The following is a 14599-nucleotide window of genomic DNA, read 5'->3' as shown; positions in this document are numbered from 1 at the left end:
GAGGCTTGCCTGGCCGACGCATGCGCGAGGCATCCAATGCGCCATGTCGGAAGCGTCGGCAGTCGGCCTGCGTCATTCAATACGCGAAATTTCGACCGCACCAGTTAATTGTTCTGATTCTCACCACGCTCTGAATTCAGACTGAAAAGATCTGAATTTCATTGAATCGGCTCACGAAGAACGCGCAGACCTGATAGGCTGGCCCAAGACTTTCGGATCGACGCCAGACCGGTATTTGTCCATATTTTTAACGGCCGTCATTCCATTCCAGACCCATGAAACCGTACATTGCTTCGCTTCTCGCCGGCATCCTCGCCGGCGTCGTCTACGCGCTGATCGGCGTGCAATCGCCGGCGCCGCCCGCCATCGCCCTGGTCGGCCTGCTCGGCATTCTGGCCGGCGAACAGATTCTTCCCGTGGTGCGACGGATGTTCGACGGCATCCGGCTGGGAACCGCATGGCGCGATGCGAAGTGCAGCCAGCACATGTTCGGCGCGCTGCCCGGCGCACACGCCGATGCTTCCGCGAAGCACCGCGAATCGACACCGACGTGACAGGCGGACGTCGAGCGAACGCGGCGGCGGCCCCGGCCGTCGGCGCACATGCGTGCGTGCCTCGGTACGTCGGATGACGAACCGTTGTGAACAGTATTGGATTGAGTGTCGCTCGACGGCGCGATACCGCCTGATGCCCTTGTCGTAGCGAAACTCGTCATGAAACTGTCTTTCGAAGCACTCGAGGCACTGGACGCGATCGACCGCACCGGTACGTTTGCCGACGCGGCGGAGTTGGTGCACCGCGTGCCGTCCGCACTGACCTATCTCGTACAAAAGCTCGAGAGCGATCTCGACGTCGCGTTGTTCGATCGCAGCGGGCGTCGGGCGAAGCTCACGCGCGCGGGCCGCGTCGTCGTCGAGGAAGGCCGTCGTCTGCTTCATGCCGCCGAACAGCTTGAACGGAAAGCGCAGCGCGCGCAGCAAGGTTGGGAAACCGAAGTTCGCGTCTGCATCGCCGAGATACTGCCCTTCGACATGATGTGGCCATACGTCCACGCGTTCTACGCACTTGAAATGGACACGCGGCTGCGATTCTCCACCGAAGTGCTCGGCGGCACCTGGGATGCGCTGATCTCGCGGCGGGCCGATCTGATCGTCGGCGCGGCGGGCGAGCCGCCGGAACTGCCGGACATCGTGGCGCAGCCAATCGGCACGCTCCGGCACGTATTCGCGGTCGCTCCGACCCATCCGCTCGCTGCACTGCCCGAACCGCTGTCGATGGCGTCGATCGTCGAGTATCGCGGCGCGGTGATCTCCGACACGTCCCGCGAGCTTCAGCCGCAGTCGGTCGCGGTTGATGCTGGCCAACCGTATCTCGCGGTGCCGACGCTCGCGGCGAAACTGGCCGCGCAATGCGAAGGACTCGCGGTAGGCACGCTCCCGGACTGCATCGCGGCGCCCGCGATCGCGCAAGGCAGGCTTGTCGCGCGGGAAGTCACCGGCATGCGCGACACGACCCATTGCTATATCGCGTGGCGCACCGACGAAGCCGGGCGCGCGCTCCGCTGGTGGGTCGAACAGCTCGGTCACCCGGACCTCGTCGACCGGTTCACCACGCCCGCGTGACGCTGCGCTTTCTGCGAACGGTCGAGCGGTCTCGCGCTGACCGACCTGCATCGAGCCGTTCTCGAAATCGGCGTTGAAGGAAATGAAGAAACGCAGCGCAGCTTCGCCGCCGCCCCGGTCGCGCACGCAGCCGACGCCGCGTGCAGAATCGACACTCAGCGCGACGCGGACGGTTCGCCAATCCGGCCGGAGCGCCAGGTGAGGAAACCGAGCGCCGCGAGTGGCAACACCAGTGTCCAGAACCCGGCGTACACGTAGGCGCTCGCCCCGGCGCCCGCGCCGAGCGCGAACCCGACCACCGGCGGCAACGTGCGTCGCAGCCGCGCGCGCGCGGCTTCCCGTTCGGCCGGCGCGGCGATCGGCACCAGCCAGTCGAATGCATCGATGACCGCCTGCGTGACGTTTCCGGTCATCACGGTATTCGCGACGACGGTGCGCGCGGTCAACCGGCCGTGCGCGTTCTGCACGCCCATTGCCGCCGCGCCCAGCAGCCCGCAGACGATCGTCGCGGGCGCATCGGCGCTGCCGATCGGCGACGCCGCGACGCCCGCGACCATGAATCCGGCCAGCAGGATCGTCTGCAGTGCGTACAGCGAGCGCGCCCGCACGCCATGCCCGCGCACGCGCATCCGGTGATCGAGCACGCGGGCAGCCACGATTCCAGCGATGAATGCCGGAAACGCGAGCCACTTGATCATGAGGCCCTGGCCGACCCCGGCGAGGCCCGAGCCGATCAGGATGAAGTTGCCGGTGACGTGCGCGGTAAAGAGCCCGAACAGCGCGACGAAGCCGAGCGTGTCGACGTAGCCGGCGATCGATGCGAGGAACACATCCTCGCCCCGCAGGCGATCGGGGGCCGCCGCGCCCGCTGCCGTTACTTGCGCGGGCTGCATGTCGTGGCTTCCGCGGTTGTGTCGATGGTGTGCGCATTGCGAACCTGCGCGGCGAGCGCACGCAACGGCGCCGGCACGAGCGGGATCGCATGCTTGCGGACAACGATGCCGAACAGGCGCGCCAGCGCGGTCAGCGGCGGCGCAGGCGACTGCACGCGCACGAGGGGGTGCAGGAGGCCGACTGCGATGCGGGCTCCCGGCGAGATCAGGTAAGGCATGGTCCGTTCCGGTTGTGCCGCCGGCCGGACCGGCCGAAGGGCTTCGGCCTCGTGCGGCGGCTCGGGAACAAGACTACGGAAGGCGGGCCTGAAAGTCATGGCGGCGAACTGAATCGTTCTGAACGTGCGGTGCGGCGCGGTGACGCATGCGCGCGACGACCGCCGACGAGCCGGCCGCCGCGCCGCCGCCTCACATCGGGATTCAGAACGATTCAGCCACGACGTTCGTCGCGTGGCCTATGCTCGGACAGCATCGGACGCGAGCCGTATCGCGCACCGTCCGCATCGAACCAGGATTCCCACATGACGACCGACACGCTCGCACTCACCCATCACACCATTACGGCGAACGGCATCCGCCAGCACGTCATCGATGCCGGCGCGGGGTCCGTCGTCGTGCTGCTGCACGGCTTCCCCGAAACCAGTTTTGCATGGCGCTTCCAGATTCCGGTGCTCGCGCGGCACTATCGCGTGATCGTGCCCGACCTGCGCGGCTACGGCGAAACCGACAAGCCCGCGGCCGGCTACGACAAGCGCAACATGGCGCGCGATCTCGCCGCGCTGCTCGATGCGCTCGGCATCGAGCGCATCGCGCTCGTCGGCCACGATCGCGGCGCACGCGTCGCGACGCGTTTCGCGAAGGACTTCCCCGAACGCGTCGAGCGGCTCGTCGTGATGGACAACGTGCCGACGCGCATCGTCGCGCAGAACATGACCGCGCAAACGGCGCGCGCGTACTGGTTCTTCCTGTTCCACCAGGTGCCCGACCTGCCGGAGGCGCTGATCGCCGACAAGGAAGCCGAATGGCTCAGCTACTTTTTCGCCGACTGGTGCTACAACCCGCACGCGATCTCGGGCGATGCGTTCGACACGTACGTGCGTGCGTACCGACGCCCGGGGGCCGTGCGCGGCGCGCTGGCCGACTATCGCGCGAACGCGGAAGACGTGCAGCAGGACCTCGTCGATGCGGACGTCAGGATCGCGTGCCCGACCATGGCGATCTGGGGCGAGGATTTCTACGCGGTGGGCAAGATGTTCGACATGAAGGCCGTATGGGAAGGCATGGCGACCCACCTGCGTGCCGAGCCGATCGCGCAGTGCGGGCATCTGCCGCACGAGGAGCAGCCCGAGCGCGTGAACGCGCTGCTGGTCGATTTCCTGCGCGGCTGGGCCGGCTGACGCCACGCCCGCCGCACGCGGCATCATCGGGGGACCTCGGATGGAACACGGAGCGGGCCGCAAGGCCGTCATCGCCGGCGGATCGGTCGGCGGGCTGTTCGCGGCGACCGCGCTGCGCGCGGCCGGCTGGGACGTCCGCGTCTTCGAGCAATCGCCGCACGCACTCGACAGCCGCGGCGGCGGCATCGTGCTGCAACCGCCGATCGAGCGCGCGTTCGCGTTCGGCGGTGTGCCGCTGCCGCGCGAGACCGGCGTCGATTCGATCGACCGGATCTACGTCGATGCGCACGACCGGATCGTGCAGCGCTTCGCGATGCCGCAGACGCAGACGGGCTGGAACGTGATCTACACGGCGCTCAAGCGTGCGCTGCCCGCCAGCGTCATCCACGCGGGCGACGCGTTCGAGCGGTTCGAACCGGACGGCGAGCGGATCGTCGCGCATTTCGCGAGCGGCCGCGCCGAGACGGCCGACCTGCTGATCGGCGCGGACGGCGGCCGCTCGACCGTGCGCGCGCAATTGCTGCCGGACGTGCGGCCGACGTATGCGGGCTATGTCGCGTGGCGCGGGCTCGTCGACGAACGCGCGCTGCCCGAGCAGGTGCTGCTTCTGCTGCGCGAACGCTTCACGTTCCAGCAAGGCGACCGGCACCTGTTCCTGACCTATCTGGTGCCCGGCGCCGACGGCACGATCGAACCGGGCAAACGGCGCGTGAACTGGGTGTGGTACCGGCATCTCGCATCCGACCGGATGCCGTCGCTGTTCGTTGCGCGCGACGGCACGCAGCGCGACGGGTCGCTGCCGCCCGGCGCGATGCGGGACGACCATCGCGCGGAACTCGTCGACGCCGCCGACCGGATGCTCGCGCCGACGCTCGCCGCGCTCGTCGATGCAACCACCGCGCCGTTCGCGCAGGCGATCCTCGATCTCGCGGTCGAGCGGATGGCTGTCGGGCGCGCGGTGCTGCTCGGCGATGCCGCATGCATGGTGCGCCCGCACACGGCGGCGGGCGTCGCGAAAGCGGCGGACGACGCGGTCGGCCTCGCCGAAGCCGTGCGCGACGTCGCACGCGGCGCCGCGTTCGATGTCGCGCTTGCCGGCTGGGACGCCCGTCAGCGCGCCGCGAGCGCAGCGATCGCCGCGCGCGGGATCGCGCTCGGCGCGCGGCTGATGGGCGCGGCGTGAGCGTGCGCCGGCCGGGTATCGACTGCATGGCGGTGCGGATCGAACCCGGGATTCAGCGCGTGCAGCACGCTGGCTCGCCCGCCGTCGTCATCGGGCAGTAGCGGCTGCCCGCGCGCGAAAGCCGGGGCCACGGCCGCCGCGAGCCACGCGGCGATCGCCAGCCCGGCCGCGCATGTCGATACGGCGCCCCGCTTCATTGCGCGCTCGCGGTCGACACGGTGGCCGACGACGTCGCGGCCATTGCCGTGGGCCGGTCGCCATGCGCGATCGCATACAGCTCGCGATTGCGCGCGATCGTCTGCGTGCTCGGCGGATAGTCCCAGTTCGACGTCGGCAGCGTGCCGTCGCGCTCCGCCTGAATCAGGTCGGCGCGCACGTCGGCGCGCGTGACCGTATGATCGGCAGATTGCGCGAATGCGACGATCGGTGCGCTCAGCGCACAGGAAAGCAATGCCGCACGAATCAGCTTGTTCATGATGTTCACCTCTCGAAGATAGCGTGTTAGCGTCCGCAGATCAGGCCGGACATCCGCTCCGCATCGATGCGATGAGGAGTGGTGTCCATTCTGCGATTCGCGCGCTGTCCGGAAGGTGAAGCTTCGATTACGGTCCTGTCATCTATCGCGGCCGGGCCGCACGGCGGTGTCGGTCAGCGCGTCACGGTTTCGGTGTTTCGCACGCTGCCCAGAAACCGCGTCAACTCCACCGTCTGCGGCCGCTCGAAGATCTCGTCGGCCGTCCCGCTCTCCCACACACGCCCCTGGTGCATGAACACGATCCGGTCGCTCACCGCACGCGCGAAGTTCATCTCGTGCGTGACCATGATCAGCGTCATGTCCTCGCGCGCGAGCTGCTCGACCACGCCCAGCACCTCGCCGACCAGCTCCGGGTCGAGCGCGGACGTGATTTCGTCGCACAGCAGCACGCTCGGCTTCATCGCGAGCGCCCGCGCGATCGCGACGCGCTGCTGCTGGCCGCCCGACAGCTGTTCCGGAAACGCGTCGAACTTGTCGCCGAGGCCGACGCGCTCGAGCATCAGTTCCGCGATCGCGCGCGCCTGCTGGCGGTGCGCCTTCTTCACCACCGACTGCGCGAGCATCACGTTCTGCCCGGCGCTCAGGTGCGGAAACAGGTTGTACTGCTGGAACACCATGCCGACTTTCAGCCGCAGCGCGCGCAGGTCCGCGTGCCGCGCATCGACGCGTTCGCCGTCGACCGAAATCGTGCCCGCGTCGATGCTCTCGAGCCCGTTGAGCGTGCGCAGCAGCGTGCTCTTGCCCGAGCCGCTGCGGCCGATGATCGAGACGACCTGCCCGCGCTCGACGGAGAAATCGATGCCCTTGAGCACATGATGGGTGCCGAAGTTCTTTTCGAGACCCCGGGTTTCAACGAGCGGCATGCCATCTCCTTTGCAACGTGCGCGCATAACGGGTAAGCGGATAACAGAGCGCGAAATAGATCAGCGCGACGAGGCCATACACGACGAACGGCCGGAACGTCGCGTTCGAGATCGCGATGCCGACCTTCGTCAGCTCGGTGAAGCCGATGATCGACACCAGCGCCGTATCCTTCACGGCCTGCACGCCGAAACCGACCGTCGGCGCGATCGCGATGCGCGCGGCCTGCGGCAGGATCACGTGACGCAATTGCTCGACGTAGCTCATCGCCAGGCTGGCCGACGCCTCCCACTGCCCTTTCGGCACGGCCTCGACACAGCCGCGCCAGATCTCGGCCAGATACGCGCTGGTGAAGAACGTGAGCCCCGCCGTGGCCGCGACCCACGGCGGCACGTCGAGCCCGACGAGCGGCAGGCCGAAGAACACGATGAACAGCTGCATCAGCAACGGGGTGCCCTGAAACACTTCGATATAGAGCTTCGCGATGCCGCGCAGCACCGTCGAGCCCGACACGCGCATCACGAGCAGCCCGAGGCCGACGAGGCCGCCCGTCACGAACGACACGATCGACAGCACGATCGTCCAGCGCGCGGCCAGCAGCAGGTTCGCGAGAATCTGCCCCAACGTGAAATCGGTCATCGCGCACCTCGCACGCGGCGGGTGAACAGGCGGCGGCCCATCGCGCCGAGCGTGGCGCGCAGCAGCAGCGCCATCGCCAGATACGCGAGCGTGATCACGAAGTACGTCTCGAACGCGCGGAAGTTGCGCGACTGGATGTAGCTGGCCGCATAGGTCAGGTCGGCCACCGAGATCTGCGACACGACGGCCGAGCCGAGCATCGTGATCACGATCTGGCTCGACAGCGCGGGAAACACCTTGGCGAGCGCCTGCGGCAGCACGACGTGGCGCAGCATCTGCGCGCGCGACATCGCCAGCGCGGACGCGGCCTCCAGATGCCCTTTCGGCACGGCGGCCACGCCCGCGCGCACGATCTCGACCGAGTACGCGCCGAGATTGAGCGTCATCGCGAGGATCGCGGCCGTGTATTCGTCGATGTGCACGCCGAGCGCCGGCAAGCCGAAGAAGATGAAGAACAGCTGGACGACGAACGGCGTATTGCGAATCGCCTCGACGTACGCGCCGATCAGCGGGCGCAAGCGCACGGCCGCGCGCGCGTCGGCGCTGTACGCGGCCGCGCCGAGCACGCCGACCGCCACGCCGAGCACGGTCGCGACCGCGGTCAGCGCGAGCGTGATCGCCGCGCCGCTCGCGAACACGCCGACGTACTCGGACAGTTCGCCGAATTGAAGCTGGTAGCTCATGGGAAGGAGATGAATTCGGGTTCGGACAACGACACGCGCCACGCCGGGCACCCCGGCCGCGGCGACGTATCAGGCGACACGGCGATGCGTCACAGTCCGGCCGGCAACGGCTGGCCGAGCCACTTGCGCGACATTTCGCCCAGCGAGCCGTCCTGCTTCGCATGCGCGATCGCATCGTCGATCTTCGCGAGCAGGCGCGGTTCGTTCTTGTTGACGCCGACGAAGCACGGCGAATTCTTGATCACGAACTTCACCTCGGGGCGGCGCGGCGGATTCTTCGCGAGAATCGCCGCCGCGACGATGTTGCCGGCCGCGATCAACTGGACCTGCCCCGACAGGAACGCCTGGATCGTCGCGTTGTTGTCCTCGAAGCGCTTGATCGTCGCGTTCGGCGCGAGCTGCGACAGCGCGATCTCCTCGAGCGCGCCGCGCGTCGCGCCGACCGTCTTGCCGGTGAGGTCGGCCGGCGTGCTCACTTTCACGTCGGACGGCCCGAACACGCCCTGGAAATACGGTGCGTACGCGCTCGAGAAGTCGATGACTTTCTCGCGCTCCGGCGTCTTGCCGAGCGACGAGATCACCATGTCGACCTTGTTGGTCGTCAGGTACGGAATCCGGTTCGCGCTGTTCACGGGCACCAGCTTCAGCTTGACGCCGAGCGACTTGGCGAGGAGTCCTGCCATGTCGATGTCGTAGCCCTGCGGCTGCATGTCCGTGCCGACCGAACCGAACGGCGGATAGTCCTCGGGCACCGCGACGCGCAGCGTGCCGTTTTTCGCGATGGTGTCGAGCGCATCGGCATGGGCCGGCGCGGCGGCGAACAGCGCGATCACGGGGGCGGCGAACAGCGCAGCCAGCCAGGTGCGTCGGGGGAACGGTCGGGTCGTCGGGCTCACGGTGAATCTTCCTTGTCTGGTATGTCGTCGGGCTGCGCGCAACGATTGCGCGGCCGACACCACTCCAGCAAAAACCGGGCCATTGCCGTGAAACGCTTGCTGCACGGGCACGAGACGGAAATGCCGGCGAACCTTTCGGCAAGCCGAATTCCTCATTTCGGTGCATGAACCGGCACCATCGGTAACGGTTGCCCTCGCAGTGCGCGCCGGCGCACCAAATTACCTAACCGGTTCACCCGTCGCCGCGGCCGTTATGCGCGGATTCGAACACGCCCAGTCCAAATTTGCATTCCGTTTGTGGCGGGAATTACGGCTGAATACGTTCGCGACGTACCATGCCTTTCGTCACGTCCGACGAATCGCGATCAGGACGAGCACGCCGGATTCCGCGCGCGAGTCCGCCGGTACCGGTGGTCCCGATCGTCCCGCGATCGGGATGAATTCAATCCCATCCGTGCGCGAGGATACCGTCATGGCATCGATTCCCGAACCGTCGACAACCGGCGAAACCGACAAACGCAGCTGGCTCGAATCGCACGAAGCCGGCTATCACAAGACCCTCGGCAATCGACAGGTGCAGATGATCGCGATCGGCGGGGCCATCGGCACCGGGCTGTTCCTCGGGGCCGGCGCCCGGCTGCAGGCCGCCGGCCCGGCGCTCGCGATCGTCTATCTGATCTGCGGCGCGTTTTCGTTCCTGATTCTGCGCGCGCTCGGCGAGCTGGTGATGCATCGCCCCAGCAGCGGCAGCTTCGTGTCGTACGCGCGCGAATTCCTCGGCGAAAAGGCGTCGTTCGTCGCCGGCTGGATGTACTTCCTGAACTGGGCGATGACCGGCATCGTCGACATCACCGCCGTCGCGCTCTACATGCATTACTGGGCGCCGTTCGCGGCCGTGCCGCAGTGGATCTTCGCGCTCGTCGCGCTCTGCATCGTCGCGACGATGAACCTGATCGGCGTGAAGTGGTTCGCCGAGATGGAGTTCTGGTTCGCGCTGATCAAGGTCGCCGCGATCGTGCTGTTCCTCGTGATCGGCGCGGCGATCCTCGGCACGGGCATGCCGGTGGCCGGCCATGGCACCGGCATGCATCTGATCACCGACAACGGCGGGTTCTTCCCGCACGGGCTGATGCCGGCGCTGGTGCTGGTGCAGGGCGTGGTGTTCGCGTTCGCGGGCGTCGAACTGGTCGGCACGGCCGCCGGCGAATGCAAGGACGCGCGCAAGGTGCTGCCGCGCGCGATCAACAACGTGATCTGGCGCATCGCGATCTTCTACGTCGCATCGGTCGTGCTGCTGGTCTGCCTGCTGCCGTGGAGCGCGTACAAGGCGGGCCAGAGCCCGTTCGTCACGTTCTTCGGCGCGCTCGGCGTGCCGGGCATCGGTTCGGTGATGAACCTGGTGGTGCTCACGGCCGCGCTGTCGAGCCTCAACTCCGGCCTGTATTCGACGGGGCGCGTGTTGCGTTCGCTGTCGATGGGCGGCTCCGCCCCCGCGTTCCTCGCGCGAATGAGCGGGCAATCGGTGCCGTACGCGGGCATTCTGGTGACGGTCGCGATCTACGTGGTCGGCGTGCTGCTCAACTATCTCGTGCCGTCGAGCGTGTTCGAGATCGTGCTGAACATCGCGTCGCTCGGCATCATCAGCACCTGGGGCTTCATCGTCGTGTGCCAGATGAAGTTCCGCGCCGCGGTCAGGCGCGGCGAGGTCGAGGACGTATCGTTCAGGATGCCGGGCGCGCCCGTCACGTCGTGGCTCACGCTGCTGTTCCTGCTCGGCGTGCTGGTGCTGATGGCGTTCGACTATCCGAACGGGACGTGGACGATCGCGTCGATCCCGCTGGTCGCGCTGCTGCTCGTGGCCGGCTGGAAGTGGCTGAGCCGCCGGGCGCGCCGCGCGCTGCTCAAGCCGACGATTCCGTCGATCGCGCTCACGCAGAACGTGCTCGAGAAAGGCGAGAACTGACGCGCGGCGGCATGCGCGCCGTCCGTCGAACGATCCGCCGCCGCGCTGCCGACGGCGGGCGCCGAACGCGCTCAGTGATGCTCGTACAACGGCTGCGTGTCGAGCGACGCGAGCGATGATGTAGCCGTCCTGGCCGCGTCGGTCGGCTGGGCAGCGGCCGATTGCGCTTGCTGCGCGACGACCTTCGCTTCCGCGGCCTGGATGTCCTCGGGATAGTACGGATCGCTGCCGACCGGACGATAACCGGCCTTTTCGACGCGGACGAGATCGGCACGCACCTCGGCGCGGGTAACCGCATGGTCGGTGGTTTGCGCAAATGCGACGATCGGCGCGCTCAGTGCGCAGGACAGCAGGACTGCACGAATCAGGTTGTTCATGATGTTCACCTCTCAAAGATGGCGTGTTCGCGTCCGCAGATCAGGCCGGACATCCGCTCCCCATCGATGCGATGAAGAGTTGGATTCATTCTGCGATTCACGCGCTTTCCTGAAGGTGAGGCTTCGATTACGGTTTTGTTATCTGGGCGCCGGCGCCGGTCGGTCGCCACGCACTCGCGCGCCCGCACAGATAACGGTTTCGTAATCCTCGAGTCAGGATCGGGTCAACGCCGCGCCGGCAGACTGCGTGCTCGTCGCATCGAATGCGCATCCGAGCCCTGCTTCGAGGAGCACCATCATGTGGATCGTCCGGCTGGCGTTACGCAGGCCCTACACGTTCGTCGTACTCGCGCTGCTGATCTTCATCGCGGGGCCGCTCGCGCTGCTGCGCACGCCCATCGACATCTTCCCGAACATCGACATTCCGGTCGTCAGCATCGTCTGGACGTACAACGGCTTCTCCGCGGAGGACATGGCCAAGCGGATCACGTCGAACTACGAACGCGCGCTCACGTCCGACGTCGACGACATCGAGCACATCGAGTCGCAGTCGCTGAACGGCGTGTCGGTCGTGAAAATCTTCTTCCACCCGGGCGCCGACATCAATCGCGCGATCGCGGAAGCGGCGAGCAACGCCGCGTCGATCCTGCGCATCCTGCCGCCCGGCACGCTGCCGCCGAACATCATCACGTACAACGCGTCGACGGTGCCGATCCTGCAGCTCGGGCTGTCGAGCGACACGCTCGCCGAGCAGCAGCTGTACGACCTCGGCAACAGCTTCATCCGCACGCAGCTCGCGACCGTCCAGGGCGCGGCCGTGCCGCTGCCGTTCGGCGGCAAGATCCGCCAGATCGTCGTCGATCTCGATACGCGCGCGCTGCAGGCAAAGGGCCTCGCGCCGATCGACGTCGTCAACGCGATCAACGCGCAGAACCTGATCCTGCCGGGCGGTACCGCGAAGATCGGCACGCACGAATACAACGTGCAGATGAACGGCAGCACGCAGACGGTCGCCGCGCTGAACGACCTGCCGGTGAAGACGATCGGCGGCACCGTCGTGTACGTGCGCGACGTCGCGCACGTTCGCGACGGCTACGCGCCGCAGACCAACATCGTGCGGGTGGACGGCAAGCGCGCGGCGCTGCTGACGGTCGAGAAGACCGGCAGCGCATCGACGCTGACGATCATCGACCAGGTGAAGGCGATGCTGCCGAAGATCGCGGCCGGGCTGCCGAAGGCGCTGCACATCGCGCCGCTCGACGATCAGTCCGTGTTCGTGAAGGCGGCCGTTCAGGGCGTCGTGCGCGAAGCGCTGATCGCCGCGTGCCTGACCGCGCTGATGATCCTGCTGTTCCTCGGCAGCTGGCGCGCGACGCTGATCATCGCGATCACGATCCCGCTCGCGGTGCTCACGTCGCTGCTCGCGCTGTCCGCGCTCGGCCAGACCATCAACATCATGACGCTCGGCGGGCTCGCGCTCGCGGTCGGCATTCTCGTCGACGACGCGACCGTCGCGATCGAGAACATCACGCATCATCTCGAGCTCGGTGCGCCGCTCGAGGAGGCCATCCTGACCGGCTCCGGCGAAATCGCGGTGCCGACCTTCGTGTCGACGCTGTCGATCTGCATCGTGTTCGTGCCGATGTTCCTGCTCACGGGTGTCGCGCGCTATCTGTTCGTGCCGCTCGCCGAAGCCGTGATCTTCGCGATGATCGCGTCGTACTTCTTCTCGCGCACGCTGGTGCCGACGCTCGCGATGGCGCTGATGCGCGCCAAAGGCAGCGGCCGGCCGCCACGCGGCGTATTCGCACCCCTCGTGCATGTGGCGCGCTTCCAGGCCGCGTTCGAGCATCGCTTCGAGGCCGTGCGGCTGCGCTATCGCGCGCTGCTGTCGGCGGCGATCGCGCGGCGCCGCCGCTTCGCGGCCGCGTTCCTGCTCGCCTGCGTCGCATCGACGGGCCTCTACGCGTTCGCGGGGCAGGACTTCTTCCCGTCGGTCGACACCGGCGAGATCCGCCTGCATCTGCGCGCGCCGACCGGCACGCGGATCGAGGAAACCGCGCGGCTCACCGACGAAGTCGAAGCGAAGATCCGCAGCGTGATTCCGGCGAACCAGCTCGCGGGCGTGCTCGACAACATCGGCGTGCCGGTGAGCGGGATCAACCTGACGTACGACTCGTCGGACCCGATCGGCACCGAGGATGCCGACGTGCTCGTCACGCTGAAACCGGATCATGCGTCGACGGCCGCGTACGTCGCGAAGCTGCGCAACGTGCTCGCGCAGTCGTTCCCCGGCGTGACGTTCGCGTTCCTGCCGGCCGACATCGTCAGCCAGATCCTCAACTTCGGGCTGCCCGCGCCGATCGACATCCAGATCGTCGGCAACAAGCTCGACCAGAACCGTGCGGTCGCGAATGCGCTGCTCGCGAAGCTGCGCGGCGTGCGCGGGCTCGTCGACGCGCGCATCCAGCAGCCCGGCGACGAACCGGCGATCAACGTGAACGTCGATCGCACGAAGGCGATCCAGGCCGGCCTCGAACAGCGCGACGTCGCGCAGAACCTGCTGATCGCGCTGTCCGGCAGCTCGCAGACGACGCCGAACTTCTGGCTCGATCCGCGCAACGGCGTCAGCTACCCGGTGCTCGTGCAGACGCCGCAATACACGGTGAACTCGCTGCAGTCGCTCGCGAACGTGCCGCTGCCCGCCGGCACCGCCCGCTCGCCGCAGACGCCGGCCGGCGGGCCGGCCGCGGGCGCGCCCGCGCAGAACCTGCTCGGCGCGCTCGGCTCGTTCTCGCGCGCGACGCAGCAGGCCGTGGTGTCACACTACAACGTGCAGCCGGTGCTCGACATCTTCGCGTCGGTGCAGGGGCGCGACCTCGGCGGCGTCACGGGCGACGTGATGAAGCTCGTCGACGCCGCGCGCGCGCAACTGCCGCCCGGCGCGTCGATCGTGCTGCGCGGCCAGGTGCAGGCGATGCACGAGTCGTTCGCGGGCCTGCTCGGCGGCCTCGCGCTCGCGATCTCGCTGGTCTACCTGCTGATGGTCGTGAACTTCCAGTCGTGGCTCGATCCGCTCGTGATCGTCGGCGGCTTGCCCGCATCGCTCGCCGGCATCGCATGGATGCTGTTCGTCACGCGCACCACGCTGTCGGTGCCCGCACTGACCGGCACGATCCTGTGCATCGGCATCGCGACCGCGAACAGCATTCTCGTCGTGAACGCGGCGCGCGAGCTGCTCGCGGGCGGCGAGCCGCCGTGGCAGGCGGCGCTCGACGCCGGCTTCGCCCGCTTCCGGCCCGTCGTGATGACCGCGCTCGCGATGCTGATCGGCATGCTGCCGATGGCGCTCGGCCTCGGCGACGGCGGCGAGCAGAACGCGCCGCTCGGCCGCGCGGTGATCGGCGGCCTCGCGTTCGGCACGGTGTCGACGCTGCTGTTCGTGCCGGTGCTGTTCGGCTTCGTCCACGCGTGGCTCGCGCGGCGTCGCGACGCCGAAGCCGCCCGGCGCGCCCAGCCCGTTCCCGATACGCCGGCGCTGCGTTGAGCG

Annotated in this window: 14 protein-coding genes; 6 read left to right on the top strand and 8 right to left on the bottom strand. The window is 67.7% G+C overall.

Annotated elements, in window-relative coordinates:
* The first annotated feature begins 275 nt into the window (after positions 1-275).
* On the top strand, positions 276-554 hold the full coding sequence (locus SY91_RS32665) for a XapX domain-containing protein (protein ID WP_011545684.1): 279 nt from the start codon (positions 276-278) through the stop codon (positions 552-554).
* A 159-nt stretch (positions 555-713) separates the two neighbouring features.
* A complete protein-coding gene (locus SY91_RS32660; protein WP_034175519.1) occupies positions 714-1622 on the top strand; it encodes a LysR family transcriptional regulator in 909 nt (302 codons plus the stop codon).
* A 155-nt stretch (positions 1623-1777) separates the two neighbouring features.
* Here SY91_RS32660 and SY91_RS32655 read toward each other — a convergent pair whose 3' ends face one another.
* Entirely contained in the window at positions 1778-2515 is a 738-nt protein-coding gene (locus tag SY91_RS32655; RefSeq protein ID WP_185921461.1) for a YoaK family protein, read from the bottom strand.
* Entirely contained in the window at positions 2497-2733 is a 237-nt protein-coding gene (locus tag SY91_RS32650; protein ID WP_034175520.1) for a DUF1427 family protein, read from the bottom strand. The genes SY91_RS32655 and SY91_RS32650 overlap by 19 nt, the downstream gene beginning before the upstream one ends.
* 303 nt (positions 2734-3036) lie before the next feature.
* On the opposite strand from SY91_RS32650, the gene SY91_RS32645 reads away from it, so the two are divergent.
* Both SY91_RS32645 and SY91_RS32640 read left to right on the top strand, forming a co-directional pair.
* On the top strand, positions 3037-3912 hold the full coding sequence (locus tag SY91_RS32645; protein ID WP_185921460.1) for an alpha/beta fold hydrolase: 876 nt from the start codon (positions 3037-3039) through the stop codon (positions 3910-3912).
* A gap of 40 nt (positions 3913-3952) precedes the next feature.
* Entirely contained in the window at positions 3953-5095 is a 1143-nt protein-coding gene (locus tag SY91_RS32640; protein WP_124478359.1) for an FAD binding domain-containing protein, read from the top strand.
* A 193-nt stretch (positions 5096-5288) separates the two neighbouring features.
* On the opposite strand, the gene SY91_RS32635 is transcribed toward SY91_RS32640, so the two are convergent.
* The 5 genes from SY91_RS32635 to SY91_RS32615 form a co-directional block, all read right to left on the bottom strand.
* Positions 5289-5570 carry a DUF4148 domain-containing protein gene (locus SY91_RS32635; protein WP_034175616.1) on the bottom strand — a complete coding sequence of 94 codons (282 nt, stop codon included), beginning with the start codon at positions 5568-5570 and terminating at the stop codon, positions 5289-5291.
* A 173-nt stretch (positions 5571-5743) separates the two neighbouring features.
* Positions 5744-6493 carry an amino acid ABC transporter ATP-binding protein gene (locus tag SY91_RS32630; protein WP_006493844.1) on the bottom strand — a complete coding sequence of 250 codons (750 nt, stop codon included), beginning with the start codon at positions 6491-6493 and terminating at the stop codon, positions 5744-5746.
* Positions 6480-7130, bottom strand: coding sequence for an amino acid ABC transporter permease (locus SY91_RS32625; protein WP_006481394.1), 651 nt, complete (start codon positions 7128-7130; stop codon positions 6480-6482). Before SY91_RS32625 ends, SY91_RS32630 begins: the two co-directional genes overlap by 14 nt.
* Positions 7127-7813 (bottom strand): amino acid ABC transporter permease, encoded by a 687-nt coding sequence (locus SY91_RS32620; RefSeq protein WP_011545692.1) that lies wholly within the window; start codon positions 7811-7813, stop codon positions 7127-7129. Before SY91_RS32620 ends, SY91_RS32625 begins: the two co-directional genes overlap by 4 nt.
* 89 nt (positions 7814-7902) lie before the next feature.
* A complete protein-coding gene (locus SY91_RS32615) occupies positions 7903-8709 on the bottom strand; it encodes a transporter substrate-binding domain-containing protein (protein WP_011694984.1) in 807 nt (268 codons plus the stop codon).
* Positions 8710-9181: 472 nt separating this feature from the next.
* On the opposite strand from SY91_RS32615, the gene ansP reads away from it, so the two are divergent.
* Positions 9182-10672 carry an L-asparagine permease gene (ansP, locus tag SY91_RS32610; protein WP_034175523.1) on the top strand — a complete coding sequence of 497 codons (1491 nt, stop codon included), beginning with the start codon at positions 9182-9184 and terminating at the stop codon, positions 10670-10672.
* A 71-nt stretch (positions 10673-10743) separates the two neighbouring features.
* Here the strand turns inward: ansP and SY91_RS32605 are convergent, their stop codons facing one another.
* Positions 10744-11049: a DUF4148 domain-containing protein gene (locus SY91_RS32605; protein WP_034175617.1), complete on the bottom strand. Its 306-nt coding sequence runs from the start codon at positions 11047-11049 to the stop codon at positions 10744-10746.
* A 298-nt stretch (positions 11050-11347) separates the two neighbouring features.
* Between SY91_RS32605 and SY91_RS32600 the strand changes: the two genes are divergently transcribed.
* Positions 11348-14596: an efflux RND transporter permease subunit gene (locus SY91_RS32600; protein WP_185921459.1), complete on the top strand. Its 3249-nt coding sequence runs from the start codon at positions 11348-11350 to the stop codon at positions 14594-14596.
* Positions 14597-14599 lie beyond the last annotated feature (3 nt).

It is taken from the genome of Burkholderia cenocepacia (assembly GCF_014211915.1).
In the GTDB taxonomy this organism is placed as follows: domain Bacteria; phylum Pseudomonadota; class Gammaproteobacteria; order Burkholderiales; family Burkholderiaceae; genus Burkholderia; species Burkholderia orbicola.
This window is presented reverse-complemented; position numbering and strand designations above follow the sequence as displayed.